This is a genomic window from Nocardia sp. NPDC005746, from assembly GCF_040630785.1.
Taxonomy (GTDB): Bacteria; Actinomycetota; Actinomycetes; order Mycobacteriales; family Mycobacteriaceae; genus Nocardia.
Window position 1 is genome coordinate 316,964 of sequence record NZ_JBEXYE010000002.1, and the last position, 26,450, is coordinate 343,413.

The 26,450-nt window shown below is 67.5% G+C and carries 28 protein-coding genes and 2 pseudogenes; 15 read left to right on the forward strand and 15 right to left on the reverse strand.

From position 1 onward, the window contains the following. Positions 1-47 precede the first annotated feature (47 nt). Positions 48-1,364 carry a cytochrome P450 gene (locus tag ABZ412_RS05320; protein WP_357276601.1) on the forward strand — a complete coding sequence of 439 codons (1,317 nt, stop codon included), beginning with the start codon at positions 48-50 and terminating at the stop codon, positions 1,362-1,364. Here ABZ412_RS05320 and ABZ412_RS05325 read toward each other — a convergent pair. After that, on the reverse strand, positions 1,361-1,783 hold the full coding sequence (locus ABZ412_RS05325) for a MerR family transcriptional regulator (protein ID WP_357276603.1): 423 nt from the start codon (positions 1,781-1,783) through the stop codon (positions 1,361-1,363). The genes ABZ412_RS05320 and ABZ412_RS05325 overlap by 4 nt on opposite strands. 47 nt (positions 1,784-1,830) lie before the next feature. Here ABZ412_RS05325 and ABZ412_RS05330 point away from each other — a divergent pair, with 47 nt between their 5' ends. After that, positions 1,831-2,787 (forward strand): MBL fold metallo-hydrolase, encoded by a 957-nt coding sequence (locus ABZ412_RS05330; protein WP_357276605.1) that lies wholly within the window; start codon positions 1,831-1,833, stop codon positions 2,785-2,787. Between the two features lie 4 nt (positions 2,788-2,791). Continuing rightward, positions 2,792-3,400, forward strand: coding sequence for a GNAT family N-acetyltransferase (locus tag ABZ412_RS05335; protein WP_357276608.1), 609 nt, complete (start codon positions 2,792-2,794; stop codon positions 3,398-3,400). An 89-nt stretch (positions 3,401-3,489) separates the two neighbouring features. Here ABZ412_RS05335 and ABZ412_RS05340 read toward each other — a convergent pair whose 3' ends face one another. The 3 genes from ABZ412_RS05340 to ABZ412_RS05350 form a co-directional block, all read right to left on the reverse strand. After that, on the reverse strand, positions 3,490-4,275 hold the full coding sequence (locus tag ABZ412_RS05340; RefSeq protein ID WP_357276610.1) for an SAM-dependent methyltransferase: 786 nt from the start codon (positions 4,273-4,275) through the stop codon (positions 3,490-3,492). A 116-nt stretch (positions 4,276-4,391) separates the two neighbouring features. Then, a complete protein-coding gene (locus ABZ412_RS05345) occupies positions 4,392-4,877 on the reverse strand; it encodes a hypothetical protein (protein WP_357276612.1) in 486 nt (161 codons plus the stop codon). A gap of 332 nt (positions 4,878-5,209) precedes the next feature. Continuing rightward, entirely contained in the window at positions 5,210-6,037 is an 828-nt protein-coding gene (locus ABZ412_RS05350) for a hypothetical protein (protein ID WP_357276615.1), read from the reverse strand. Positions 6,038-6,659: 622 nt separating this feature from the next. Between ABZ412_RS05350 and ABZ412_RS05355 the strand changes: the two genes are divergently transcribed. After that, positions 6,660-7,046 carry a hypothetical protein gene (locus ABZ412_RS05355; RefSeq protein ID WP_357276617.1) on the forward strand — a complete coding sequence of 129 codons (387 nt, stop codon included), beginning with the start codon at positions 6,660-6,662 and terminating at the stop codon, positions 7,044-7,046. A gap of 18 nt (positions 7,047-7,064) precedes the next feature. On the opposite strand, the gene ABZ412_RS05360 is transcribed toward ABZ412_RS05355, so the two are convergent. From ABZ412_RS05360 to ABZ412_RS05370, 3 genes are all read right to left on the reverse strand, one after another. After that, on the reverse strand, positions 7,065-8,342 hold the full coding sequence (locus ABZ412_RS05360) for a VWA domain-containing protein (protein ID WP_357276620.1): 1,278 nt from the start codon (positions 8,340-8,342) through the stop codon (positions 7,065-7,067). 139 nt (positions 8,343-8,481) lie between these two features. Further along, on the reverse strand, positions 8,482-9,006 hold the full coding sequence (locus ABZ412_RS05365; protein WP_357276623.1) for an HAD domain-containing protein: 525 nt from the start codon (positions 9,004-9,006) through the stop codon (positions 8,482-8,484). Positions 9,007-9,074: 68 nt separating this feature from the next. Further along, positions 9,075-10,097 (reverse strand): hypothetical protein, encoded by a 1,023-nt coding sequence (locus ABZ412_RS05370; RefSeq protein ID WP_357276625.1) that lies wholly within the window; start codon positions 10,095-10,097, stop codon positions 9,075-9,077. Positions 10,098-10,205: 108 nt separating this feature from the next. Here ABZ412_RS05370 and ABZ412_RS05375 point away from each other — a divergent pair, with 108 nt between their 5' ends. Next, positions 10,206-10,889 (forward strand): TetR/AcrR family transcriptional regulator, encoded by a 684-nt coding sequence (locus ABZ412_RS05375; protein ID WP_357276627.1) that lies wholly within the window; start codon positions 10,206-10,208, stop codon positions 10,887-10,889. Between the two features lie 246 nt (positions 10,890-11,135). On the opposite strand, the gene ABZ412_RS05380 is transcribed toward ABZ412_RS05375, so the two are convergent. Next, complete coding sequence (locus ABZ412_RS05380; RefSeq protein ID WP_357276630.1) at positions 11,136-12,605, reverse strand: potassium transporter; 1,470 nt, start codon at positions 12,603-12,605, stop codon at positions 11,136-11,138. A gap of 69 nt (positions 12,606-12,674) precedes the next feature. Then, positions 12,675-13,115 (reverse strand): DUF6194 family protein, encoded by a 441-nt coding sequence (locus ABZ412_RS05385; protein WP_357276633.1) that lies wholly within the window; start codon positions 13,113-13,115, stop codon positions 12,675-12,677. Between the two features lie 59 nt (positions 13,116-13,174). Between ABZ412_RS05385 and ABZ412_RS05390 the strand changes: the two genes are divergently transcribed. After that, positions 13,175-13,891: a MerR family transcriptional regulator gene (locus tag ABZ412_RS05390; RefSeq protein WP_357276635.1), complete on the forward strand. Its 717-nt coding sequence runs from the start codon at positions 13,175-13,177 to the stop codon at positions 13,889-13,891. On the opposite strand, the gene ABZ412_RS05395 is transcribed toward ABZ412_RS05390, so the two are convergent. Continuing rightward, a complete protein-coding gene (locus ABZ412_RS05395) occupies positions 13,888-14,217 on the reverse strand; it encodes a thioredoxin domain-containing protein (RefSeq protein WP_357276638.1) in 330 nt (109 codons plus the stop codon). The genes ABZ412_RS05390 and ABZ412_RS05395 overlap by 4 nt on opposite strands. A 2-nt stretch (positions 14,218-14,219) precedes the next feature. Continuing rightward, a complete protein-coding gene (locus tag ABZ412_RS05400) occupies positions 14,220-15,164 on the reverse strand; it encodes a MerR family transcriptional regulator (protein ID WP_357276640.1) in 945 nt (314 codons plus the stop codon). A 113-nt stretch (positions 15,165-15,277) separates the two neighbouring features. Between ABZ412_RS05400 and ABZ412_RS05405 the strand changes: the two genes are divergently transcribed. The 3 genes and pseudogenes from ABZ412_RS05405 to ABZ412_RS05415 form a co-directional block, all read left to right on the forward strand. After that, positions 15,278-15,790, forward strand: a complete 513-nt coding sequence (locus ABZ412_RS05405; protein ID WP_357276642.1) for a dethiobiotin synthetase — start codon at positions 15,278-15,280, stop codon at positions 15,788-15,790. A 70-nt stretch (positions 15,791-15,860) separates the two neighbouring features. Continuing rightward, positions 15,861-16,211: a hypothetical protein gene (locus ABZ412_RS05410; protein WP_357276644.1), complete on the forward strand. Its 351-nt coding sequence runs from the start codon at positions 15,861-15,863 to the stop codon at positions 16,209-16,211. 43 nt (positions 16,212-16,254) lie between these two features. After that, positions 16,255-16,581 (forward strand): annotated as a pseudogene (locus ABZ412_RS05415) (PaaX family transcriptional regulator C-terminal domain-containing protein); the annotation flags it as partial. A gap of 2 nt (positions 16,582-16,583) precedes the next feature. On the opposite strand, the gene ABZ412_RS05420 reads toward ABZ412_RS05415, so the two are convergent. Both ABZ412_RS05420 and ABZ412_RS05425 read right to left on the reverse strand, forming a co-directional pair. Beyond that, positions 16,584-17,066 (reverse strand): hypothetical protein, encoded by a 483-nt coding sequence (locus ABZ412_RS05420; protein ID WP_357276646.1) that lies wholly within the window; start codon positions 17,064-17,066, stop codon positions 16,584-16,586. Positions 17,067-17,081: 15 nt separating this feature from the next. Continuing rightward, positions 17,082-18,266, reverse strand: a complete 1,185-nt coding sequence (locus tag ABZ412_RS05425; protein WP_357276648.1) for an FAD-binding oxidoreductase — start codon at positions 18,264-18,266, stop codon at positions 17,082-17,084. A gap of 442 nt (positions 18,267-18,708) precedes the next feature. On the opposite strand from ABZ412_RS05425, the gene ABZ412_RS05430 reads away from it, so the two are divergent. Then, positions 18,709-19,938 carry a saccharopine dehydrogenase NADP-binding domain-containing protein gene (locus ABZ412_RS05430; protein ID WP_357276650.1) on the forward strand — a complete coding sequence of 410 codons (1,230 nt, stop codon included), beginning with the start codon at positions 18,709-18,711 and terminating at the stop codon, positions 19,936-19,938. Between the two features lie 83 nt (positions 19,939-20,021). Beyond that, positions 20,022-20,164 (forward strand): annotated as a pseudogene (locus ABZ412_RS05435) (XRE family transcriptional regulator); the annotation flags it as partial. Between the two features lie 25 nt (positions 20,165-20,189). Here the strand turns inward: ABZ412_RS05435 and ABZ412_RS05440 are convergent. Both ABZ412_RS05440 and ABZ412_RS05445 read right to left on the reverse strand, forming a co-directional pair. Continuing rightward, positions 20,190-20,831 carry a GNAT family N-acetyltransferase gene (locus ABZ412_RS05440; RefSeq protein ID WP_357276652.1) on the reverse strand — a complete coding sequence of 214 codons (642 nt, stop codon included), beginning with the start codon at positions 20,829-20,831 and terminating at the stop codon, positions 20,190-20,192. An 8-nt stretch (positions 20,832-20,839) separates the two neighbouring features. Continuing rightward, a complete protein-coding gene (locus ABZ412_RS05445; protein ID WP_357276654.1) occupies positions 20,840-22,069 on the reverse strand; it encodes a serine hydrolase domain-containing protein in 1,230 nt (409 codons plus the stop codon). An 86-nt stretch (positions 22,070-22,155) separates the two neighbouring features. Here ABZ412_RS05445 and ABZ412_RS05450 point away from each other — a divergent pair, with 86 nt between their 5' ends. From ABZ412_RS05450 to ABZ412_RS05465, 4 genes are all read left to right on the forward strand, one after another. Further along, positions 22,156-24,183: a glycosyltransferase family 39 protein gene (locus ABZ412_RS05450; protein WP_357276657.1), complete on the forward strand. Its 2,028-nt coding sequence runs from the start codon at positions 22,156-22,158 to the stop codon at positions 24,181-24,183. 61 nt (positions 24,184-24,244) lie between these two features. Further along, a complete protein-coding gene (gene dinB / locus ABZ412_RS05455) occupies positions 24,245-25,456 on the forward strand; it encodes a DNA polymerase IV (protein ID WP_357276659.1) in 1,212 nt (403 codons plus the stop codon). 36 nt (positions 25,457-25,492) lie between these two features. Then, positions 25,493-26,293 carry a DUF2470 domain-containing protein gene (locus tag ABZ412_RS05460; protein ID WP_357276662.1) on the forward strand — a complete coding sequence of 267 codons (801 nt, stop codon included), beginning with the start codon at positions 25,493-25,495 and terminating at the stop codon, positions 26,291-26,293. Beyond that, entirely contained in the window at positions 26,290-26,430 is a 141-nt protein-coding gene (locus ABZ412_RS05465; protein WP_357276664.1) for a hypothetical protein, read from the forward strand. Before ABZ412_RS05460 ends, ABZ412_RS05465 begins: the two co-directional genes overlap by 4 nt. Positions 26,431-26,450 lie beyond the last annotated feature (20 nt).

A 26,450-nucleotide genomic window follows, 5' to 3' on the forward strand; every position in this document is an offset into this window, starting at 1 on the left:
AGCGTTTCAGCCGCGGCGAGGCGGCGCGACTGGAGGGAACCGGCTACGTGACCACCACCTTTCCACCCGGACCGGCCCTGCCGCCCATCGTGCAGACCGCCATCTACACCAAATGGCGCGGACCGCTGGTCCGGTCGGCCGTCCGCCGGCACGGGGACACCTTCACCCTGCATCTGGCCGCGCCGTACGCCGAGAACCTGGTCGTGTTCACTCGACCCGAGCACATCCGCGAGATCTTCGCCGGCGACCCCGCGGACCTGCATGCCGGAGAGGGCAATCGGCTGCTGGCCGAGATCCTGGGCGAGCACTCGCTGCTGATCACCGACGAGGACGAGCACGCCCGCGCGCGGCGACTGCTCATGCCCGCCTTCGTCGGCTCCTCGCTGCGCGGCTACCGGGCGCTGGTCGACGATATCGCGAAAACCCATGTCGACCGGTGGGTTCCGGGCACGACCGTGCACGCCCTGGACCGCATGAACGATCTGACACTCGATGTCATCATGCAGGTGGTGTTCGGGATGGCCGACGAAGCCCGCCGGGCCGCCCTGGTGCCACGATTGCGCGAGGTCGTGAACGTCAGTCCGATCATCATGTTCGGCTGGAAGTACCCGTTCCTGGCACGGCGCGGCATGTGGAAACGGTTCCGCGCCACCCAATCCGCCATCGACGAGCTGCTCTACCGCGAGATCGCGGAGCGTCGAGCGCAGCCGAACCTGGACGCTCGCGACGATGTGCTGTCGCGGCTGCTGGCCGCCGGATCCGGCGAGAACCCCGACGACGCGCCCCTGACCGACGCCGAACTGCGCGACCAGCTGATCACCCTGCTGCTGGCCGGGCACGAGACGACCGCGTCCGCGCTGTCCTGGACCTGCCACGAGCTGGCCGCCAATCCCGAGATCCAGACCCAGGCCCGCCGCGCGGCCCACGACGGGGACGAGAAGTACCTCGAAGCGGTGCTGAAGGAGTCGATGCGCCTGCACACGGTCATCGCGGGCACCGGCCGCAAGCTCACCCGTGACCTGACCATCGGCGGATACGACCTGCCTCGGGGCACGGTCATCGCAACCTCGATCATCCTGGCGCACGAACGCGCCGAAGCCTTCCCGGACGCCTTCGCGTTCCGGCCCGAACGATTCCTCGACGGGTCGGTCGCGCCCAACACCTGGTTGCCGTTCGGCGGCGGGGTGCGGCGGTGCATCGGTGCCGGGTTCTCACTGATGGAGGGAACGGCGGTGCTGCGGGAGATTCTCACCCGCTACCGGCTTTCGCTGCCGCAGGGCAAGACCGCCGAGCCCGTGCGGATCCGGAACATCACGCACGTTCCGGCCCACGGCGCACCGGTCGTGGTCTCCCCGCTCCCTTAACCGCGGTCCGGGAAGTCGGGCGCGCGTCGCACGTGGGCCTGTGCCACGTACGCCGAGCACTCGTCGCATTCGCTGATGATGGCGTGACGGCAGGCGAGCAGATGCTCGAGGAAGTGATCCGTGGCCTCGAGCAATGCGATGCGCTCGCGCACTTCGGCGCGTCGGTCGTTGATGATGGCCCGGCGATCGGTGTGCTCGCTGAGTCCGAGCTGCCGGATCTGGTTCAGCGACAGGCCGGTTCGCTGCAGCGTCAGGATCGCGCGGGCGTAGTCGAGGATGTCCTCGTTGTAGCTGCGATGCCCCGATGGGCTGCGCGGCGGTGCCAGCAGGCCCACCGATTCCCAATGCCGCAGCACGTGCGTCTCCACACCGAGTGCGGCGGCGGCGTCACCGATTCTCATGTCCTGCGCTGTGGTCACGATTCTCCCCTTTACTTCATGTCGACCTTAAGTATTAGCGTTCCTTCATGTCCGATCCAGTACGCAAGCCCACGCTCGTGCAATGCTGCACCGCCGCAATCGGTTCCCTCCACGGCGCGGTCCGGCCGCGGCCCGCCGACGAACGGTTCCTGCGCTCGATCACCGATGCGGGACTCCCCCGCGCCGAGCGCACCGTCACCGTGACGGCTCTGACCAACTTCCCCCGCCCGGTTCCGACCCAGGTCGTCGTGGAAGGCGTCTCCACGCCGCGCCGCATCACCAGCGCGCTGAGCTCCTTCGTCATCCAGCACCCGCAGGCCACCTTCATCGTGGACCCGGGCTTCTGCATCGACGCCGAGCACCGCGCCATCGCGCAACTGCCCGCCGTGATCCGCCCGGTCGCGCGTCCGCCGGCCGAGACCATTGCGACGGTCACGGCCCTGGAAGCCCAACCGGGCCTGCCCGCACTGGACTTCGCGCTGCCCACGCACGCCCACTGGGACCACGTGTGCGGTCTGCTCGACCTGCCGGGCCTGCCCGTCCACCTGCACAGCGTCGAGCGGGACTGGGTCATGACCGGTCCCGTCGCGCCCGTGGGCGGCGTCCGCGACTCCCTCGTCGACCGTCCCCACCAGGAGTACGACCTCGACGGTCCCCCGATCCTCACCTTCACCCGCAGCCACGACCTCTTCGGAGACGGCAGCGTCGTCCTGGTCGACCTCGGCGGACACACCCCCGGCAGCATCGGCGTTCTCGCCCATACGACGCACGGCTGGAAACTCCTCGCCGGCGACGCCGCGTGGCACACCCTGCAAATCGCCCGAATCCGCCAGAAGGCCACGTATCCGGGCGTCTTCATGGACCACGACCGCGACGCCACCTTCAAAACCCTGCACCGGCTCCACCTGGCGCAACGCCTCGTTCCGGTGATCCCCACCCACGATCACGAGGCTGCCCTCCTGCTGGCAGCGCCCGATGCGGAGGTCGCCGAGCCGCTACCGTGAACCCATGGGGATCACCGTACGTCCGGCTCAGCTATCCGACATTCCGGAATTGGCGCGAGTGCTCGGCATCGCCTTCTCCGACGATCCGATCACCGCATGGCTCATCCGCGACGACGCCACCCGCGCTCGCCGCGCCGCCGCATTGTTCACCGCGATGGCCCGCCACCACTTCATCCCCCTGGGCGGCGTGGAGGTGGCGTGCAACGACGCCGATTCCATCGTGGGCGCGGCACTCTGGGCACCGCCCGGGCACTGGCACGCCCAGGAGAGCGCGACCAAACGTCAGCTGCCCGGGCTGCTGTACGCCTTCCGGCACCGGCTGCTGACCGCCGGCCGACTCTCGGAGACGATGGCGCGGGCGCACCCCCGCGAACCGCACTGGTACCTGGCCGTCCTCGGAACCCTGCCCGGCGTTCGCGGACAGGGATTCGGGCGGGCCCTGCTCGATTCGCGTCTGGAGCGGTGCGACGCGGACGGGCTGCCCGCCTACCTGGAATCCAGCAAACCCGACAACGTGCCGTACTACGAGCGATTCGGCTTCGAGGTCACCGGCACCTTGGACGCCACCCGGGGCGGTCCCCCGCTGTGGCCGATGTGGCGCACACCCCGCTGACTACGCCGGTCGGCGGGCATCGGTGGCGGACCTGGAAAACCACGATGCACCGGTAGCGATCGCTACCGGTGCATCGTCGTGTGCGGCGATCAGGGCTTGCGGGCCATGCCACCGACCACCAGTTGCTCCCAGACCGTCAATTCGGGCTGGTCCCCTTCGGCGTCTTCCCCACGCCACTGGACGCATGGGCGCAGATCGTCCTCGTCGAGCGCGAGCGTTCCGAAACAGGCGCGGATCTCGTCGTCGGTGCGGAAGCGTCCGCGGCCGAAGGCTTCCAGGATCTTGCTCGCGGTCGCTATCGCCTCGCGCGAGGTTCCGGTTCGGAAGTGCGAGAGGTAGATCCGGCTGCCGGAAGCGATCCGATCTGCCCAGTACTGGACCACCGAGGTCGGATTCTCTTCGTCATTGACGAAACTCAGCGTCATGGCGAACAGCAGGCCGACCGGCTCGTCGAAGTTGATGAGCCGCTGCACCTCGGCGGTGTTCTCGATGCCCGCCGGATCGCGAACATCGGCTTCCAGCACCACGATTCCGTTATCGACGGCGAGCAGCGCCCGGCCGTGAGCCACCACGAACGGGTCGTCGTCGACGTACACGATGTGGGCCTCCGGGTAGACCTGCCGCACCACCTCGTGCACGTTCACGGCCGCCGGGAGTCCGCAGCCCATATCGATGATCTGCCGGATTCCCGCGTCCGCCATGGCCTTCGCGGCGCGCAGCACTGCGTCGCGATTGGTGATGGCCAACTTTTCCGACCCGGGTAGGTCCTCGATGAAGTAGTCCCCGAGATCCTTGTCGACACCGTAATTGTCGCGCCCGCCGAGGACGTAGCTGTATACGCGTGCCACGCTCGGCCGGGACTGCCGTGCTCGCATGGCGTTGATGTTCAAGTGTCACACCCCTCTTTCCCCCACCGACGATACCGCTATCCACCAGGAAATCTTGCGTCATATTCGCAAACGGCACCAGGTGTCACAAGGGTCGGCCCGAGCTATTTCTGGACGGTCGCGGCGGCCGGTGTGGTCGCCGGGTCGGCGGTGGGAGTCGCTGCGGCCGTGCTGGTTTGCGGAGAAGTCGTCTCCGCTGCCGTGGTGGTCGGAGCAACCGTGGTTGACGTGACGGTGGGTGCCGGATCGGTGGAGGTCGTCGCCGGTGGAGTTGTCGTCGCGGTTGCGGTGGCGGTAATCGGAACCGGGCAGTCGCCACCGTGTTGCTCACCGAGCAGGTTGATTTCGGCGTTGCTGCGCGGGTCCCCGGCATAGTTGATCTTGTCGGTGCACTTCACGTAGTGGTCGACGCCGCCGGGCGCCGGTGCGGGCGCGGGCGGCGGCGCGTCACCGGGTGCCACGTCCTGCGGCTGCTGCGGCGAGTTCGCTACCGGGTTACCACCGCCCGGATTGCCTCCGCCCGGGTTCCCGCCACCCGGACTCGCCACCGGCGCACCGGAACTCGTCGGCACCACACTGGTGGCCGTCACACTGGTGGACGGTTTGGTCGTCGTCGCCGACGAGGTTTTCGAATCGTCCGAGGAACACCCTGCCGCCAGCGTCAACACGGCCGCCAACATCAACACCGCCGCCGCGCCGGCACCCTTCCCCGCACGCACCCGGCCACACCGATCCGCAATCGCGGACATTCTTCCTCCCGAATTCACCGCAGCCCCAGCCCCGACACATCCGCTGCGCGACAAGACAACTCGGGGGCGGAGGCCCCCGCTCCGACCTTAGGAGGCGAATCTCCGGTCCACCATCGGAGCGGGTGCCCTCAATTTCTCTGTCCCCCGCAACGGGGCTGCATGGTGTAAGGGGGTTACTTGGAGGGCTCGGGCTGTTCGTTTCGGGTTGCGAGGAGGGCGTCGAGTTGTTGCTCGGCGCGGGCGGCCCGCGCCAGGGTCTGGGCCCGCGCGTCGTCGAGCGCCGCGATGCGGGCCGCGGACTCCTGATGCGCCTGCTCCAGTGCCGCTTTGGCTTCGGTGCGGACAGTGCCGATATCGGCGGCGGCTTGTCGGCGGACATCGGCGAGTTCGGTCCTGGTGCGGTCGAGATCGGTGCGCGTCTGGTCCAGCACCGACCGCGTTTCGGCGACCACCTGACTGCGTTCCGCCACCGCGGCTTCTGCGCGTTCGATGGTGCGCTCGGCATCGGCGGCGCGCTGCACGGCCAGATCCCGCTCCGCGCCCGCCGCGGTGATCCGCTGCGCCGAATCCCGCCGCACCTGCTCGATCTCGGCCGCCGCCTTGGTCCGCGCCAGCTCGATGTCCTCGCTCGCCTGCTGCCGGGCCCGCTCGACATCCGCGCTGGATTCCCGGCGGATGGTGCGGATCTCGGCCTCCGCCTCGGCCCGCGCCGCGAACACATCATCGGCAGCCTGCTTGGTCACCCGCGCGACTTCCCGCAACGCGTCATCCCGCGCCGCCAGCGCCTCCGCGATCCGCCCCTCGGCTTCCTCCGCCGCGAGTGCCGCATCCTCGGCCGCCGATTCCGCCGCAGCCCTGGCCCCTTCGCTCTCCCGCCGCGCCTGCTCGGCCGCCACGGTCGCCATCTCCGCCTCGGCAATCCGCCGCGCCGCATCCGCCTGCACGGCCTGGACCTGCGCCTCCGCCACCGCCGGGTCGGCCAGGGTGGAAAGCTCCGCCACCGCCGTATTCAACGTCGTACCCAGCTGTTCGGCGATCGCCCGAAACTGTCCGAGCAGCTCATCCGCCCGTAGCCGAGCCACGGTTACCGGCCCCTGTTGCGTCACAGTGACATTGGCGACCGACCCTTCCCCCGCCCCCGTCTGCTGCCGCTGCCGTTCCCGCCAAGCCCGCCACCGCGTGTGCTCGGGGTGCTCACAGTATTCCGACGGCCGCCCCGGCCCTCCGCCGCGCGTGATCGGTTTCGTACACCCCGGGTAGTTGCAAGTACTCGCCACGCCGCAAATCGTAGCGTTGGTTTCGTCATTTCCAACGGAACAACACGAAACGAAACCCGAACTGCCTCAAACCAATCGATCCGAGCCTGACCTCCGATAAGTGAACCTTATCGGAGGTCAGGATTCCCCACTTCCCAAATTGACGTTGCGAACAATACGTTTACGTTTGGTCGCAGCAAACGTTACGAAACCCCAACGTATCCCTCGAAAAACTGTGCTCGCATGTACGCCTGTACCAATTCCGCGATCCGCTGGTGTCGCAGCCGTCCACGCTGCTGCGTAGCCGCGACCGACGGACCGTAGATTCTCGTCGTAGGACCACATCGCATCGACGGATAGGACCTGGATGCTCCACCTCAACCACGACGATGCCCCCGCCCTCCTGCGCGAACGCTTCGCCGTTGAAATCGGCATTCGGCAAGCCTGGCCGTACGTGACATTCGCCGATCATCGTGACGGAGCATCTCCGCTGGAAGTCCGCCTCTACATCGACAGCGGTTTCACCGTGATATCGGGCCCCGCTGTCCTGGTTCCAGCGGACGAGGACGACGAGAAGCTCAGGCTGCTACGGCTGGCCGAAGTGCTCAACCGGACCGTTCACGACGTCACCGTCGATGACGACGGGAGCTTGATGGTCAGCTTTGACGACAACGTCTGCTTGCGTGTGTCCGGGCACAGCCAATCCTGGACTACACACGATGTCTGGTGGCTCGGCTCGTGCCCTGCCGGATAACAGCCGAAGCGGTATCGATCAGCGCAGCACGCCGGCCTGGCGTGCGGCCCGCAACCAGGAGGGGAACTCGCTGAGCAGCAAGCGGTACAGCTCGGCGTCGGAGAGCTGATCGATGTCGCGCACGGCGAAGAAGCCCGCGTTGTCGACCACCCGGCCATCGAGATCGTCGAGTTTTGTCAGCATCCCGAAGTTGTTGGGCCCCAGCCCGATGAACTGCCAGAAGGCGGGCGCCCGCGACGCGGCTCGCATGAGTTGCGTGATCTCGCGGCGTTTGCTGAACCCGCCGTCGGTGAAGAACAGCACCAGTGTCGGCTGGCCGGTGTTCTGCAGCGACCCGAGAATCGCCTGCATGATCGGGATCTCGTCATTGACCGCGCCGATGTGCCGGTAGTCGATACCCGCGTGCACGCCGTTCAGGTGCAGGAAGGTCGCGCACCATCGCTCGGCGTCCTCGACGGTGATATCGGGCAGCTTCGCGTACTTCTGGCCGTAGAGGAACGGCTCGAGCGCACCGTTGTCATCGAGCTGAATGGCGACCGGGATCATCCGCTCCACCACCTGGTGCACGACCTTGCGCTTATAGAGTCCGGCCATGCTCCCGGTCTTGTCGATCACCAGGATCACCCTCGCCCGCACGCCTTGTGCGCCCTTGGTCAGCAATACCTTGGCCACTTCACGTTTGCGCAGATCCAGCACCTGCCGCTTCTCGAGCGACAACTTCGCCTCACCCGGCATCGACCGCACCGACTCGATCAGCTCGGGTGCGGACGCAGGTGCCGGCGCGGCGGAGTCGATCGCCGGTTGATCGACGACCACGCCGTGATCGGTGATCAGATCCGCGAAGCCGCCCGCATAGCCCTGCCCGACAGCACGCACCTTCCAGCCCGAACCGCGACGGTACAGTTCGATCGCTACGATCACGGATTCCCTGCCGAGGCCGTCGATCCGGTAGGCGTACAACGGCTTTCCGCCCGCATCCGCGAGGGTTGCCGTGGGCGGCGGATAGGCGCCGAAGGACGCGTGCTGATCATCGAGGGTGACCACCGCCCGGATCTGCGCGATCTCGGGCGGTACTCGACTCAGATCCACCCGCAGGGTTCCCGCCGACAGGTGGACACCGGGCGCATCAGGCTGGTTGTAGAACACGAAGTCGGCGTCCGAGCGGACCTTCCCCGCCGCGGTGACCAGCAAGGCCGAAATGTCCACCGGGGCCGAGATGCTCACGGCGATCACCACCGCGGCAGTAGCTAATTCGGCGTTCTGCCCCTTGGTCAGCATCAGTGGAGACTCGGTCATCAGGTCGGCTCTCGATCCAGGTAGACGGTTCCCGTTCACCGTAACCACTGACGCATACAGATGCGCTCCTCACCGAGAAATAGCAGTGTCGGTTGACCTTCGCGGCGCAGATCCCACCGCTGACCGGCACACGCGCGACTCAATGACCTGCCCCGGAGGCATCGATCCACTCGGCGAGGGCGGCGAAATCACTGCGCCGCAGTCCGATCCGAGGGTCGACGCGATGCAGAAGGGCTCGACCATCGTGATGCGCTGCCACCCATTGCCGGTCGCCGTCGCCGATCTCGTCGTCGATCCAGATGAACGATCGTCCCGCTGCCCATTCGATCAATGTTCGGGTCTTCCAGTGGAGCCCGAACCAATCGTCGACGCGATCGTCCGGCCGCTCCGCCCAATCCACCACCGGCAGCGTCGGCAGACCCAGTACCGGACCTACCGCATGGTTGGCCTCATCCATCCAGGTCGTTGCCCAGATCAGATCACAGGAGAGGGCCGCCAGCAGCGGCCCGTGTTCGGGATCGAGCCGCGCCAGAAGCGGATTGGACCCGGCCTGAGGCGTGGAACCGGGCGATGATTCGGATCCGTGTCCAGGAGCGCCGCCGAATGGGATCAGCGGTCCATCGACGTCGAGGAAGAGAAGTGGACGACGCGGCGTATCCGTCATCGTCGCACGCTATACCGGGAGCGTCGTCGGTGCGTGATCGGATGAGAATCGGCAACCGGTTCGGGCTTTCAGGCGCTGTAGGACCGGGCGACGGCGGCGAAGGCCTCCTTCGGTTCCCATGGCATGTCCGGGTAGGTGTCGCCGTGGGTGTGCTCCAGGACTTTGACGATGCCGAGGCTGGCCAGGTCCAAGTCGTCGCGGGGATCGCCGTCGGGGCGGTGCGGGTGGCTGTGCAGGGCGAAGAGGAATACGAAGGCGCTGTCGACGGCTTCGCTGTCGAAGATCTCGAGCAGTTCGGAAAGGTAGGCGGCTTGTTCGGTCTCGTCCCGGATGAAGCTGCCCGTCAATCGGATCGGGGCGCCGCTGGCGTCGTATTCGACGATTTCGTTGCTGCGCGGCGCGATATCGGCCGCGCCTTGCCACGTGGCGGTGCCGAAACCGGTGATCGCCAGCGGCTTTCCCTGGGCGACCAGGTCGCGCACCCCGGCCCGGAATCGGTCGGCCACCTCGGCGGAGCGAATGAGCTCGATCGACATGATGTCGAAGGGGCTCCAGTCGATCCGTTCGAACGGGATGGCGCAATAAGTGAGCTTGCCTCCGAAGTGCTCACGCACCACCGCCACGGCCTCCCCCAGGAACCTGTCGAGACGACCGATCACCTCGGCCAGGCGCTCATTGCGGGTCTCGGGGTTGCCGAGCAGGAATTCGAGCCTCTCCCAGACGGTGTCGCCGGGCAGGAACTCCCGATTCATCAGGCTCAGTTCGACTCCGGTGACGAATACGACCTCGGCTCCGGTCGCCCGCAGCCGCTCGGCCCGGCGCGCACAATCCGCGAACAGGGCCAGGATCTCCGCGGCCGTCCGTTCCAGCGGGTATGGGGAGAACCACACCTCGAGGCCCAGTTCCGCAGCATGCCGCGCGGCCACTTCGAGCCGGTCGGCATCGCCTCCGACAATCTGAACGGCCGTGCAGTGCAGGTCGTCTCGGATGATCGCCAACTCCCGCCGGACAACCTCGGGGTCGAAGTCCTGCCGTGACGTGTGGCCGTTCGCGATGAACCCGGTGTCATAGGTCATTCCCTTGGCTCGCATGTGCGATCCCTTCTGTCGGTCCGGAGGTTCCGTCGACGCCAGGCTAGCCGCAAAACATGCGTGCACGCAATATTTCGTGCACGCACCTTTGTGTGGCAGGATCGGGGCGTGACACCGCGTCCGGCAGGATTGCGCGAGCGCAAGAAGCAGGCCACCCGCGAGGCCCTCCGGGAAGCCGCACTCCGACTGGCCCTCGAACAGGGGCCGGACAATGTGCGCGTCGAGGACATCGCCGAGGCGGCCGGCGTCTCGCCGCGCACCTACAACAACTACTTCTCCAGCCGCGACCAGGCGATCGTCGCGGCCGTCACCGGCGATCGGGACGCCCGGGTCGCCGCGGCCGTCACCGCTCGAGCCACCGGGGTGCGTCTCGCGGACGCGATCATCGACGCGGTTCTGGCGGAGTACACCGACCCGGGTGAAACCCGCCGCGACGCATTGCTATTGATCACCACGCATCCGGCGCTCCGCGACGTGTTCCTCGGAACCACGGGCGCGATCTCGAAACCTCTCGCCGCCGCGATCACCGAACGCCTGGGCGCCATCGACGAATTCACCGCCCCGGTACTCGCCGCCGGGGTGGCCGCCGCCATTCGGGTCGCGCTCGAACAATGGCTACAGCCCGCCTCCGACACCGCCATCGCAGGGTTCGTCGTGGTGTCCGGCTCGCTGTCCGATCTGCTGCGCGCCGCGCTCGCCCCGCTGGTGCCCGCGCTCGACGCCGCGGACGCCAGGGCAGGTTCCGCGGCGCGCACTCCGCCCAGTCACGGTCCCGATCACGCTCGCTCCTAGCTGGGTTGTGAGAGCTTTTGCCCTGGTGGATGATTCGTCACTGACGGCATATTCGTCGGTGTTCGGGTATGGCATGCCCTCATTGGGCAGCGGGACTCCCGAATATTGGCGGGCAAGAGCGGTGGCGTGGTCGTAGAGCGTGATGTCGGGCTCGGCCCGGTGGACGCGCACACCGCGCGGTGGACAACTCGATTCTCTCGATCGACAGGCGTTGAATGCCCGCGCAACAGGATCGGCTGGGCAGGTTCAGACGATCGGGCCGCAGCGGGCGTCGAATCGGTCGCGGAGAGTGTCGAGGGTTCGGCGGTTGTGGTCCTGGTCGTGGTGGTGGGTGCGGACGAAGTGTGCGGTGTCGCCGAGGCGGCGGTGCATGGGATACCAGCGGTCGAAGTCGAGTCCGCAGCGGAGGAACACCGATGGTCCGAGCGCGTCGTAGATGAGGCTCAGGTTGTAGAGGTGCAGGGTCAGGGCGCCGTAGGTGACGGCGGCGGCGGTGGCGGTCTTCGTTCGCAGGTCGTCGCCGTCGACGGCGTACAGCGGCAGCTCTCGGAGCTTGTCGCGGAACATCAGGTGGGTGAGGAAGTAGCCGGCGAACGACAGGAATCCGAATGTCGCCGAACGGGTCTGGATCGACAGCACCGACCCGCTGGGCGAGACGTACGGCTCATAGGGGGTGCTCGTGTGCAGTAGATAGCCGGTGCAGTTCACGAGCCAGCTGCCGGCGGTGGTCTCGGTGGAATTGCCGCTGCGGAACCGCAATTCAACCGAACCGTTGCGGTCGACGGCGTCCTCGAGGTGATCCATGACCACCGTGTTCAGACCCTCGCGAATGGTCCGCTGCTCCGACTCCGACAACAGGCCAGCGAAGAAGTTGTTCGGGTGCGGGGTCACCGCCAGCCCGGCGGTGCGCAGCAGCCAATCCTGGACCTCGGGCTCGTTGGTTCCGTCGAAATGGCGTGCGATGTCGATGAACAACCGGTTCGGCATGCCGCCGCCCCACCAGCGGCGCGCCCCGCGCGGCAGGATCCGGTCGCGATTGATGAAGACGGTTCCCGGCCCGGCGACCAGGTTGACCTCCCGTCCGGGGGAGGCGGTGATCAGTGCCGCCGCGGTGTCCATGGCGGTCTTGCCGCCGCCGATGATCCACACCGGCGCATCGCTGGCGGCCATGTCATCGGCCCGCACGTCGCAGTAGTTGGGCGATACCGACCGCAGCCGGTTGCTCGACACCTGAAGTGGTTCCAGCGGAACCACATTGGTGCCGAACGCTTTGATCAGTTTGGTCGCGGTGATCACGAGTGGCGTGCCGTCGGGACCGGCGCAGGTGATCCGCACGCCGCCGCTGGTCTCCTCGTGCGACCGATAGTCGAAGCCGAAGTACTCCTCGACCCGGACGCGTTGTCCGATCACCCGCATGCAGTGCTGGAAATGCTCCAGTATCTCGCTCTTCGTCGCGAGGTAGGAGCGTTCCTTGTCGATCGTCCATTTGATGTCGCCCGCGGTGAACAGTGGATGAGGCTGATGCAACCGTACGTAGGGATAGGCGTCGACCCACATCCCGCCGGCTCGTGGATGCCGGTCCACGAGAATGACTTTCTGATCGGAACTCAGGTAGCGACTCGCGACGTAGAGGGCGTTCAGCCCGACGATCCCCGCCCCGACGATGCATACATCGCAGGTCTCGCCACGCCCTGGATTCATCTCGGATGTACTCATCGAAAACCCCCAGTTACCTCTGATGAGACCACCGCGGGCCGCGCATGTCAACGAATAGTCGACCGCCTATCACGTCCGCGCGCGGTCGTGGGCGAGGGCAAGCAAATCCTTGGCCACCGCAGCCGTGGTGTCCGGGTTGATGACCGACAGCCAGGCGGCGCCGGCATAGACCGGATGGGGGAACAGGGAGTCGACTTCGGCGGGGTCGCGCGGGTGGTCGGCGCCCTCACGCGGCGTATGCCCCAACCGGGCGATGAAGGCGTCCCGCCCGACGCTGATATTGAGGCGGAAGATCCCCGGGCGGTTCAACTGCGAGGTCGCGTCGTCGGGGTAGTCCTTGGTGATGATCGTGGCGAACGGCTGGGTTCGGGCGGGGACCTGGCCGTCGGGGGCGTAGTAGAAGAACCTGTCGCCCCAGGCGATCTCGGGGAAGGCGCTGTCCGGGCCCGGCGCGAGAGTCAGGACGCCGTCCAGGGACTCGATGTACCGGGTGATCTCCTCGATATCCATGAGTTCTATCGTGGACCCGAAGTGCGTGTGGAGACTTGGGTGCGGAAAGCCGAGGTGAGGTGGTCGAAAGTCGCAACTCCGCTGTTCTGCGGACTGCCGATGTGGCGCGCCGGGCGGGGTACTCGGTTCAGCAGATCCGCAATCTCGAACGCGATGGCGTCCTGCCGCCCGCGACACGGACGCCGGCCGGGTACCGGGTCTACGACCACCGTCATGTCGTGGCGGCTCGGGCCTACCGCGCGCTCGCGGCCGGAACCGGGCCCGTGGTGGCCAAGGACATCGTCCGCGCCGCCCAGCTCGACTCCCCCGCACGCATGCTCGCCCTGCTCGATGCCACGCACGCGGGCCTCGACACCGAACGCCGTGATCTCGAGGCGACCCGGGCAGCCGTCCGCCACATCAGCGACGAACCCATCGCCGAGGTCCGTGCTGCGGACTCGATGAGCGTCTCCGAGCTCGCCGATGCTCTCGGCATCCGTCCCTCGACCCTGCGGCATTGGGACACAACAGGATTGGTGACTCCGGGCCGCGCCACTCCTCGAGATGCCCGCGTCTACGCGCCCGCCGACGTCCGTGACGCGCGCATCGTGCACCAGCTCCGCCGCGCCGGGTACGGCATCCCGGCCCTGGGCATCCTCATGGCCGAATTCCGGGGCGCTCGCCGCTGGAACGAGGTGCTGGAGCGGCTGGCGGTTCGGGACGCGAGTATCGAATCCCGGTCACTGGCCTTGCTCGACGGAGCCGCCGAGCTGCGGGCCCTGCGGTCTCGAACCTAGCTGTGCAGGGCGGCATCGAGTTCGGCGAGAAGCTTGGTCTTGGATCGTGCGCCGACGAGGGTGCGGAGCAGGTGACCGTCGCGGAAGAGCAACAGGGTCGGCTGCGACATGATTCTGTAATCCCGCACGGCCGTGGGGTTTTCGTCGGTGTCGAGCGTGTAGATGGTCAAGGTGTCGGACCGCTCGTCGGCGATCTGCGCGAGCACCGGTTTGATCATGTGGCAAGGCGGGCACCACTCGGCCGTGAAATCAACCAGGACGGTTCCCTTGCGGGCCAGTACCTGTCGCTCGAAGCTCTCGTCGGTGATGCGGGTTATCTCGGTCATGGTCAGGATTCCTTCTCGTGTAGCCAGCGCAGGAGTTCGGCCGCGTGTCGGTCGGGTGGGAAAACCGGGTAGAAGACGTGCTCGATCACGCCGTCGCGGATGACCAGGGTCAGCCGCTTGTAGAGCCGGGTGCCATCGAAATCGAAGGTCGGCAGCGACAGTGCGTCGGCCACGCGGAAGTCCGGATCGGACAGCATCGTGAACGGCAGCCGCAATCGAGTGACAACCTCGTGCTGGTAGCGCGTGGTCTGGCTGGACAGGCCGAAGAGCCGGTCGACGCCCGCGGCGCGCAGCTCGGCGTAGTGGTCTCGGAAGCCGCAGGACTGGGGCGTGCAGCCGCGGGCCCCCGGGATGTCATTCCATCCGGCGGGAATGTCGGCATCGGGTCGGCCGGTCAACGGGTAGAGGTAGATGACGGTGCGTCCAGGACCGAGCGCGGCGAGATCGATTCGCTCGCCGCCGGAATCGTCGATCGACACCGCGGGCACCCGCACTCCGGGCAGATGCACGGCCGCGCCGTCGTCGATCGGCGCCACCAGATCAGCGGGTAGCTTCATCAGATCGTCCAGGCCCGGAGCAGGAACGGCGTCGCTGCGCCGATACGCGGCCTCCCGCAGTCGCTGGATCAGACCGTCCCTGCGGGCGGTCAGCACCTCGATTTGTGCGGTCAGATCGTCGATGGCTCGGTGATACTCGGCCAGCGACTCCGGGCAGTCGTCACCGTGCTCGCTACCCGCCACCAGGCACTCCAGGAACGGGCGGGTCTCCTCCACCGGAATCCCGAGCCGGTTGAGCACACGGATCTCGCGCACCAGCCGAATCGTGTCGTCGTCGTACTCGCGATACCCGTTCGCCTGCCGGGCCGGAGCCACCAATCCCAGCGCCTCGTACCGCCGAATCGCTTTCGGACTGACTTCCGCCAGCCGAGCGACTTCACCAATCCGCATGACGCCGAATCTAAATGCTGCCCCTAGGGGCAAGGTCAACCCGCCACCGGTGAATGCCGGGACCGGCCTAGTCTGATCACGAGATGCGCCGCCGAGACGAGCAGGAGCGACCCATGGCCGTACCGCCTATCCAGGTAGCGGTCTGCGGACCGCGCGACGCCACCGACGCCGACACCACCCATGCCCGCGAGATCGGCCGCCTGCTGGCCGAGGCCGGTGCCACCGTGCTGTGCGGCGGCGGCACCGGCGTGATGGCCGCGGTCGCCGAAGGCGCCTCGGCTGCGGGCGGTTTGGTGATCGCGGTGCGCCCCGACACCGACCCGGCCGGCGTCTGCGCGGGCGTATCCGCGGTTCTGTACACCAACCTGGGCGCGGCCCGAAACGCCGTCCTTGTCGGGTCCGCGGACGCGGTCATCGTGGTCGGCGGCTCCTGGGGCACCCTGTCCGAATACGCGCTGGCGAACGGCCGTGGTGTGCCCGTCGTCATGATCGGTGGCTGGCAAGTCCTCGACGCCGCCGGTGAACCCATCGAGGGCGGGGCCGTCGCCACCACGCCGGCGGAAACCGTCGACCTGGCGCTCACCGCCGCCACCGAGTTCCGGCGCCGACTCACCGGCGCACTCTGACGCGGCCGGGCTCGACCGGCGACCACCGCCGTGGCGCGGAGCGCGCACCCCACGATGCGACAATGGGCGAATGGCCGACGCAGAACGGATCAACTGGGACCACCTCACATCGCGGCAGCCAACCGACGCGGACCGCGCGGCTTTGAAGGCGACCCTGGTCGAACGTGCCCTCGCCGTCAAGCAGCACGGTTGGGACGACTACCGAGAGGCGTGGTCCCCCACCGAACTCGCCGACGTCGCCTACCTTCTCGGGGACGCCGCCGTCCTCGAGGAACTCGAAGAGCACGAGGGCTCCGTACTCACCCGCTACGCCGGCAACCTCTACGGCTTCAACGGCGCCCGCAAGGACATCGCCGCCGGCTTGGTCGGCACCCAGGAATGGTTCGCCGACGCCCGCGTGGCCCTGGCGGCCAAGGCCTAGACCCGGCCGACCGCTCTTGTTTCCGATGTCGACGGGCCACTGACTGTGGCCGCTCGACCGCATCGCAGACGGTCATCGGCGGCTGCTCGTGGCCGCCGAACAATACCTGCAGGAACTGCGAGGCTCCTCGGGCGTTCGACATCTGACGATCGCCGTCGCCCTGGCCGCGGAATTCACGAACGCTATGGAGCCTGATCCGCTGCTGCCACCTCAGTTGCTTCCTCAGCCGTGGATCGGCGCAGCTGCGCGCGCGTCGGTGGCGGCCTGCTGGGCACAAGTGCTCAAATCCGATCCCGCGCAACCTGTTCGATTGTTCCGCTGGTACTCGAATGTCATCAGCGGGGCCTCCGACCGCGCTTACACGTCGTAGTTTCAGTCCCCGCCGTTGGTGCCACACACCTCGGCGCGCCACATTCGCCACAGCGACGCCGCGGTCAGCACTGTGGTCAGCAAGGTGAGGGTGAACCAGAGCCATCGCCACGACGGGGGTAGCGGTACCAGGAGGCAGATCGCGGCCACGTACACGATGGTCGCTATCCGGAGCCGTCGCTCGTCCAGGATGAACTGGCGCAGCTGCTGTCCGCCGGAGAGTGCCGCCCGGTGATAGCGCAACCTCACACCGGTGGCGACGACCCGATGCCACACACGCAGGTTCGCGCCGAGGTTGGCCAGCAGGAATGACAGGCCGAGCAGTTGTGCCCACATCGCCGACTCCCCGTCCGACGGGTAGGACTGCGGCAGTGTCGCCACCCCCACAAGCAACCCGACGGCGGACTCGACGAGGACGAGACGCCGAGCGGGGCGCAGTTGATGTAGTCCGCGCAGGTATGAGCGCACAGTGCCGTTGTACTCCATCGACAACCTCGTGATTCAGATCGCAGCGAGCTCGGCGGCGCCGGTAATGTGATGGAGTACCCGGCGGGCAGCGGCAGGTGCCAAGGTGATTCCAGCATCCATGCAGGCGACGAGCACCTGAGGTGCGCTGAGGAGGGCGCCCAGGTAGGGCCGCCCGGCCGTAGGCATCGGTTTGAAGCTGACGCGAAAGTCCATCAGTTGCAGGGGATTTCGCAGGCCGAAATCGCGGCGGATCACGTCGAGTGCGCGGTGCACGCGAGTTACGGGGCGATGCGGTCCTTCGGATGTTACGTAGTCCGCCGCACCCAGATACGTTCCTCGATGCCAGGGCCTGATCTCGTAGTCCGGGCCTGACAGGACTCGCCGTGACAGTGGCGCGGCGGCCCGGAAGGTGTATCGGATCGCCGGTGCGGACTCGACTTCGAGCACAGTGCCCACCTGTGCTGCCAGACGTGGGGCACCAAGCTCGTTCGCCAACACCACGTATCGCGCGTTGAAGACGCCGGCATCGGAGAAGACCTGTGCCCCACCGTCGATCCCGACCGCAATCTCGGAGACGGGCGCCTCCACGACCCGGACCCCATGGTCTCGGGCGGCGGCGAGAAGGGTTCGTCGCATTCGCCCTGGCGCGACCGCACCTTCCTGCGGTGCGTACGCCGCAATTTCCGGTCGGCGACGCAAGGAGGGTTCCAGACGTCGGAAGCCGTCGGCATCAACGGCTTCGGTCGGCAAGGCCAGCCCCTGTTGCCTCCTCACATACGATTCGGTGTGTTCCGGTGCCCGAAACCAGGTCAGCGACCCGGCCCATGAGATCGATAGCGCACCTCCGAGATCCGCTTCCAGAGCGCGGAAGTCAGCGATCGCGTCGCGATGCAGTTCCGAGCCGATACTGGTGTGAGTTGGGCGGATCCACCCGAACGCGCTATCGGTCACTCCAGCACCGCGCACATCGAGATCGATACAGATTACGCGGATGCCGTTGTGCGCCAGGACATAAGCGATGGTGGCCCCCGTCGCACCCGATCCGATGACGATGACGTCGGTCGCCGTCTGTTCGAGATCTCGCTTGCGGAGGAAATCACATCCCTGCTGCCGAACTGTGCCAGCTCTGTGGCGGCGGCCGCTGCCGTTGAGGCCCGGTTGTCGAGTCGATGTCGATCGCATGCCCGGCGCGGTGCCCCCGGCTGCGGACTCGCACATATCTCGCCCTCCAATAGATCATAAGTTCAACTATCGTTCTTGATACGATCGTATGACATATGAACGAAAGAGTGATGGTGAAGCTTCTGACCCGCAGTTCAGCCCTCCTGCTCCTGGCAGCGGCGATCACAACCGGAACGGTCCTGGCGCCAGCAGTCGCGGCCGCGGAGCACCGCCCGCACGTCGCGCAGCCGAGCAGCACCGAGCAGCACCGAGCAGCACCGAGCAGCACCGAGCATGGTCACTTCAGCGACTTATCACGGCCGGGGTTGTCGTATGGGATTGGGGGGCAACGGTGTGGAGGCAAGTTCCAACGCCCTCTCTCACGAGTCCCACGCCCGGACGGCGCGGGCACGGCGCTCTGCCGACCACGCGCAAAGTGGTGCACGGCACCGTGCGCGTGAACCCGGCAACCCACGATCTTGGAAGTTAGGAGCACCCGATGAAGGTTCTTGCACTGGGAGGGTCGGGTGCTATGGGCACCGTGGCCGCGCAAACAGCGGTCAATGTCCCAGGGGTGACGGAAATCGTTGTCGCAGATAGAGATCTGGGCGCAGCCGAACGATTGACGCGTCTCTTGGCAGAGGCGCCCGTGGCCGTGCGGGCGATCCAGGTGGACGTCACCGACGAAGCACAGTTGCGAGCTGCGCTCGCGCCGGCAGACATAGTGCTCAACACAGTCGGGCCCTACTACCGCTTCGGGCTGGCGGTATTGCAAGCGGCGATCGACACACAGACGCACTACCTCGATATCTGCGACGACTGGGAACCCACGCTGCAGATGCTCGAGCTCGACGCGGCGGCTCGTGCCCGGGAGGTGTGCGCGATCATCGGCATGGGTGCCAGCCCTGGCATCAGCAATTTGCTGGCGGCAATCGCTGCCGCGGAACTCGACTCGATACGCGATGCCTACACAGCGTGGCCGGTCGACGTCGACGACTCGGGCGACACGACCCGAGACGACGCGCAACTGCTAGGGCCCGACGGTCGCCCCTCGGCCGCGGCGGTGCACTGGATGCAGCAGAGCAGCGGCACGATCAAGGGTGTGACCGCCGGTCAGCTCAGCGAGCAACGCCCCCTTCGCCCGGTGTCGTTGAAACTTCCCGGTGGACGCTGTGGAACCGCGTATTCCATCGGCCATCCGGAGCCGATCACCCTGCAACGCACCCTGAAACCCACCGGCGATGCGATCAACCTGATGGTGATGAGTACGTGGACTATGGCCTACCTCGATACCCTCCGACGCGATATCGACAGGGGCAAACTCACCAATGAAGACGCCGTGGCCGCCCTCGCCGATCCGAATTTGCTGCGCATCATCCGGTCGGCGCCGACCGCGCTGCGCGCCAAGGGACCCGAGAATCTCCCGCCGTTCTTCGCAGCGGTATCGGGCATCAAGCGGGGGCGCCCGCACATGGTATTGGCGCACCTGAACCTGTCCGGCTCACCGGAGGACCCGGCCCGCGCCTTGCTCGGTGACATGGCGCGGGCAACCGGAATCCCGCTGGCAATCGGCATGTCTCAGGTCATCGATGGCTCGGCCCGCCGACCGGGCGTCCACCCGCCCGAGGCCGTTATCGACCCCGAACGGTTCTTCGAGGCTCTCGATGTGGTGTTGGGGCGCAAGGCAGACACCCCCGTCTATCTGGTCGAGCAGGAACCGATCGAATAGTCGATACCGAGACTCCCGGTGGCCTGGCCGATTCCGGGCCACCGGGTGGTCGCCAGAGCCTGATTAGTGGTTGTACGTGCTGTGACATCGTGCTCGGTCACGGTGAGGCCGCAGAATTCGACACCCGGGTGCCGCATTGGTTTGGCAGCACCGGCCGGGGACCGGTCGAGGCCTCTTCGGTCCCCGAGGGCAGCGCATGCACATGCGCGCGAAGCCGACCGGGTGAGAAGTGGTCGGCTCGAACGACGTCCTCACCGATCTCCGTGGGCGTCGCCGGTCGCGATAGCCAAGCACATCTCGACCGAATCGAGTCCGGGCGCGAAGCCGTCACGGACGGACGCGATGGCCACGAAACCGAAGCGCTCGAAGAACGGCTGCGAGTGCTGGCTCGTTACGAGGACGACCCGGGACGCCCTGCCCTGCTCGCGAATCAGGCGGAGGCGCTCCCGGGTGAGTAGGGTGCCGATGCCCCCGTGGTGATCCGCGCGTCGCACCATGCCCCAGCACAGCGCGGCCGTGCCGTCTGGGCGCAGGCGCCACCCGCCGCATGCGACGATGGCGCCCTGATCCTCGACGACGAAGTATGGGTCGCTCAGATTGTCGAGATACTCCTCGAACTCCGAAACTTCGTGCCGTGCAAAGAATTCAGGGGTGTTGCTCGCCATGATCTTCAAACACGCCTGCTTGTCCGTAGGCTGGTACTTCCTGATTTCGATGGTTCGCTCCCGTTCATCGTGTGCGGCCGCGCGATGGATGGTGTGTAATGCGTCCCCGGTGAACCCATGTGGGACGTAGATCTCGCTCGCGTAGAGAAGGTCTCGCCGCCGAGGTCGCTGGGTTTCGTTGAGCCACACCACCGTCCGCGCGCTGACCGGGTTGACCCACCACGACACGACCTGAGTCAGCTCTCGGGGCGGATTGCCGTCGAGATTTGCGCGACCAACCGCGACGGCCGGTCCATGTCGGCTTGGGCCTTGCCGCTGGTCAGGATCGCGCCCGCGAGACTGCGCGCGGGGTCGGCCCAGCCGTACTGGGTGGTGAGTCCGCTGCGGCCGAAATGGGAGCCGGTGTCGGGGCCGAATTTGGAACGGCGCGCACCCAATTCGTAGCCCGCCACCGATACCCGGCCGGCGACGCCCGGCAGCCGGCGGGCCGGACGAGTCGCCGCGGCCAGGGTGTCGGGCCGCATGATCCGGACACCGTCGAGTTCGCCGCCGCGGGCCAGGATTTCGTAGAAGCGCGACAGCTCGGTGGCGGTGGTGACGAGGTTGCCGGAGGGGAGTTCCGCGGTCAGGAAGGCGCGGGCGGCGGATTCGTCGGTCGGGCCGGACAGGCCGCCGCCGAGCGCGCGCCCGGCGAGGTGCCGCCACACCTTGGACGGGCCGGGGCCGACCCGCACGCTGGGGACCACGCTGTCGACGTCCTCGGGCCGGACACCGAAGTTGTTCCAGCGGAAGCCGAGCGGTTCGAGGACCTGCTCGCGCAGGTGGTCGCGCATGGCCCGCCCGGTGGCGCGCTGGACCAGGAGTCGCTGGATCAGGCCGCCGGTCATGGCGTGGTAGACGCGGAAGCGGTTGGGCCGCCAGCTCGGCACGAGATCGGCGAGGCCGCGCACGGCGAGTTCTTCGTCGAGGACGAGTTCGGAGCCCCGGTAGGGCGGGGTGATGAACGGGACCCCCGCGGAGTGCGACATGACGTCGCCGATGGTGATGCGATCCTTGCCGTGGCTGCTGAACTCGGGCACGTAATCGCACACCCGGTCGTCCAAGGCGAACGCGCCTTGTTCGATGAGCATGAACATCACGGCGGCGGCTACGCCTTTGGCCGTGGAGAAGCCGCAGAACGGCGAGTCGGGCGTCACCAGCCGCTTGTCGGCATCCGGTGCGTCCTTCGGCGCGTTGCCCCAGCCGTAGCCGATGGCCCGGTTCAGGACGATGTGCCCGCGGTGGCGCAGGCACACCTGGATGGCGGGCGTGGTGCCCATCCGATACCAGTCCTGCACGGACCGCCAGATCGCGTCGATGTCGCCGCCCGGGAGGCCGGCGTCGACGGGGTCGGATTCGGGACCGATCGTGGTCACGGCGTCGAGGTCGGGGTCGATCCGCACCAGCGCCGTCATCGGAGGGGTCATGCGACCAGCATAGGGAGATCTTGGTTCCCAGGAAGCTCCCAGCTCGGAGCCAGGGTGTTCACCGGCTGGCCGGACACACTCCCGCGGTGAGCGTGACCACCGCCGAGCTGGCCCCGTCCGAACCGACCACCCCGCCGACCGCGCAACCGGACGGCCTCGCCCCCGCCCGACGCTGGGAACGGATCGCGCCGGCGGTGCTGCTCCTCGGCACCGCGGCCGCCTACCTGTGGAACATCGGCGTCAACGCGATGGGCAACAGCTTCTACGCGGCAGCCGTCTGGTCCGGATCGCGGGATTGGAAGGCGCTGCTGTTCGGGTCGCTGGATCCGGGCAACTTCATCACGGTCGACAAGCCGCCGGTCTCGCAGTGGGTGATGGGCCTGTCCGGGCAGGTGTTCGGATTCAGCAGCGCGAGCATGCTTGCACCGCAAGCAATCATGGCGGTCGGCGCGGTGGCGCTGATGTACTCGGCCGTGGTTCGCGCGACCGGCAACCGCGGCGCGGGGCTGCTGGCCGGCGTCGCGCTCGCGGTGACGCCCGTGGTGGCGTTGATGTTCCGTTTCAACAACCCCGACGCGGTCATGGTCCTGCTCATGACCGCCGCCGCGTACTGCACGGTGCGCGCGCTGCCGCGGGCGGGTCTGCGCTGGATCGTGCTGGCCGGTGTCGCATTGGGATTCGCGTTCCTGGCCAAGATGCTCGAAGGGCTGATGGTGCTGCCCGCGCTGGGGCTGACGTACGTGATCGTCGCCCCGGCGACCATCCGCGCCCGCGTGCTGCACTCGCTCGCCGCGCTGGGCGCGCTGATCGTGTCGTCGGGATGGTTCGTGCTGCTCACCATCGTGTGGCCCGCGGATTCTCGTCCGTATCTGGCCGGGTCCAAGGACAACACGTTCATGGATCTGGTGCTGGGCTACAACGGCTTCGCCCGCTACCTCGGCAAGAACCACATGGGCGGCAACAACAAGAACCCCTTCGAACTGCCCGAGGGCTATCAGATTCCGGAGGCGCTGAAGCAGGGTGGCTTCGGCGGCGGTTTCGGTTCCGGCCCGGACCGCATGTTCACCGGTGAGATCGGCTTCGAGATCTCCTGGCTGCTGCCCGCGGCGTTGGTCGCGTTCGCCCTGGTGCTGTGGTCGCGAGGCCGGCGCCCGCGCACCGACCTGGTCCGTGGTTCCGCGCTGGTGTTCGGCCTATGGCTGGTGATCGACAGCGCGCTGTTCTCCGGCATGAAGGCGGGAATGCACGCCTACTACACGCTGGCCGTCGCACCCGCCATCGCGGGCTGTATCGCGATCGGCGCGTACGAGGTGTGGCGTCGCCGCACCGAAGGGTTCGGGCGGGTCGGGGCCGCCGCGTTGATCCTGTCCGCGGGCATCTGGAGTTTCGTCCTGCTGCAACGCAATTCCGACTGGCAGCCGTGGCTGCGCTGGACCGTCCTCGCGGCCTCGGTGATCGTCGCCCTGGCCCTGCTGGTCCTGTCGCTTCCGCCCGCGGCCCGCTGGGACCGGCGACGTACTCGCGCGACGACCGCCCTACTCATCGCCGGAGTCCTCGCGTCCCTGGCCGGTTCCACCGCCTACGCCGCCGCCACACTGCCGCAGGCCCACACCGGTGGCAGTCCCACCGTGGGCCCGGCCCGTCCGAAGCAGTCCGGTCCGGCCGACCAGTTCCGCCGCCAGCTCTCGACCCTGATGGGCGGGCAAGCGGATACCCGGCTGGTGGCCTTGCTGCAGCAGACGAACACGAAGTGGTCGGCCGCCATCGACCGTTCCTCCCCGGCGGCGGGCCTCGAATTGGCCAGCCGCACACCCGTCCTCGCGATCGGCGGCTTCACCTCGGAGGATCCGGTTCCCACCCTCCCACGGTTCCAGCAGATGGTCCGTGACCACGACATCACCTACTACCTGATCCCCGAGGTCAAGCTCCCCGACTCCTGGCGCGTGGACCCCAAGCCGGCGGACCCCTCCAGCACCATGCAACCGAATGCACCCCAAGGCATCTGGCGCCCGGCCGGCAACACGGAAATCCTCGCCTGGGTGACCGCTCACTACACCGCCACCCACCACTTCGGCGACATGGCCGTCTACGACCTGACCGCGCCACCGCACTGATTCGGCCGCCCCGCACACATCAGACCGATGGGTATGCGAACATATGTTCGTGTCCGGATCGATGTCGAGCAGGCAGGAGCGCCCCGAGGGGGCGGCGATCCTGCACGCCGACCTGGACTCGTTCTACGCATCGGTGGAGCAGCGGGACAATCCGCGACTGCGCGGCCGACCCGTCCTGGTGGGTGGCGGGGTGGTGCTGGCCGCCAGCTATGAGGCGAAAGCGTTCGGAGTGCGGACGCCGATGAATCTGCGTCAGGCGGTGAGCCTTTGCCCGAACGCGATCGTGGTGCCGCCGCGGATGTCGGCGTATTCGGAGGCCAGCAAGGCGGTGTTCGAGATCTTCAGGGACACCACCCCGGAGGTCGAGGGCATCTCCATCGATGAGGCGTTCCTCGATGTGGCGGGCCTGTGGCGGATCGCGGGAAGCCCGGTGGATATCGCGCGCGGACTACGGGAGCGGGTGCGGGCCGAGGTCGGGCTGCCGATCTCGGTGGGGGTGGCTCGGACCAAGTTCCTCGCCAAGGTGGCCAGCGCGGTGTCCAAACCGGATGGGCTGCTGGAGGTTCCGCCGGACAAGGAGCTGGAGTTCCTGCATCCGCTGCCGGTGGAACGACTGTGGGGCGTGGGCGCCGTGACGGCCCGCGAACTGCACGAGCGCGGGATCACCAAGGTCGGCCAGCTCGCCGACATGGGTGAGGGACCGCTGGCCGCGGTACTGGGCCCGGGTGTCGGCCGGCACCTGCACGCTTTGTCGTGGGCGCGTGATCCCCGGCGCGTGGACACCGGTCGGAGGCGTCGGTCGATCGGCGCGCAACGGGCCATGGGGCGGCGGTACCGCAGCGACGAGGAGCTCGAAGCGTATCTGCACGGACTGGCCGATCGGCTCGGGCACCGGCTGCGCAGAGCGGGACGGGTGTGCCGAACGGTGGTGTTGCGCATGCGCTTCGACGACTTCACCCGCGCCACCCGCTCGCACACCCTTGCGGAGGCCACCGACAGTGGCACGGTGATCCTGCGTGCGGCGCGCACGCTGCTGGAGACGGCGTTGCCCCTGATCAAGGAGCGCGGTGGGCTCACGCTCATCGGCCTGACCCTGACCAATCTCGATCGGGCCGACAGTATGCAGTTGTCGCTGCCGTTCGAGGCGCGCGCGGAATCGACCCTGGATTCGACGCTGGACGCGCTGCGGGATCGATTCGGTGCGGGCACGGTCACCCGCGCGGCGCTGCTGCGCAAGGGTGAAGGGCTGTCGGTGCCGATCCTTCCGGACTGATCAGTCGTGTTCGGTGGCGCGGGTAGCCTGTGACGCATGGCTCTCGACCACGGTGACCCCGGCGACGCTCCCTCGACTCCGCCGCCGCTGACCCCGATCGTGAACACCACGCGGCCGTCCGCGGCCGATGAGGCCAGAACGGTTGCCGCGGCGACGAATACGGCGACCTTGGCGACGCTGTCCGCCGACGGCGGACCCTGGGCCAGTTTCGTCACGTACGGGCTACTCGCGGGTCAGCCGGTGCTGTGCGTGTCCCGCATGGCCGAGCACGGCCGCAATCTGGCCGGCGATCCACGGGCCAGCGTCTCGATCGTCACCCCGGATCTGCCCGAGGATCCGCTGGCCGGAACGCGATTGACGCTGGCCGGTGTCGCCGAGCGGCCCGAGGGCGCGGAGGCGGTCGCCGCTCGTGAGGCGCACCTGGCGGCGGTCCCGGCCGCCAAGACCTACATCGACTTCAGCGATTTCACGGTGTGGGTGCTGCGCGTGCAGCGGGCCCGGTGGGTTGGTGGCTACGGCCGGATGGACTCGGCGACGGGCGAGGAATACGCGGCGGCTCAGGCCGATCCGATCATTCCCGCCGCGGGGCGGGCGATCGCGCATCTCAACGATGATCATGCTGATGCCTTGCTCGACATGGCGCACGCGCGCGGCGGGTACCCGGATGCGACGGCCGCGGTCTGCGAACGTGCCGACCGGTTCGGACTGGATCTGCGGGTCACCACCCCCCGCGGCATCGCCGTGACGCGGATCGGCTACCTCGAGGCCATCGACACCATCGCCGAATTGCGTGCGGCGACAGTCGAATTGGCACGAGCCTCGAAGGATGCGCCATGACCCACGGCGCCGCCGGTCAGGCGCTCGAACAGGGTCGCGTCGCGAACGGCGATCAACACCTCCATGGACAGCGGATGCCCTTCCGGCGCTGCGAAGACGCGCAGACCGCACGACAGCCCGCCACCTTTGAGGGATGATTGGGCCATGTCGGACACGC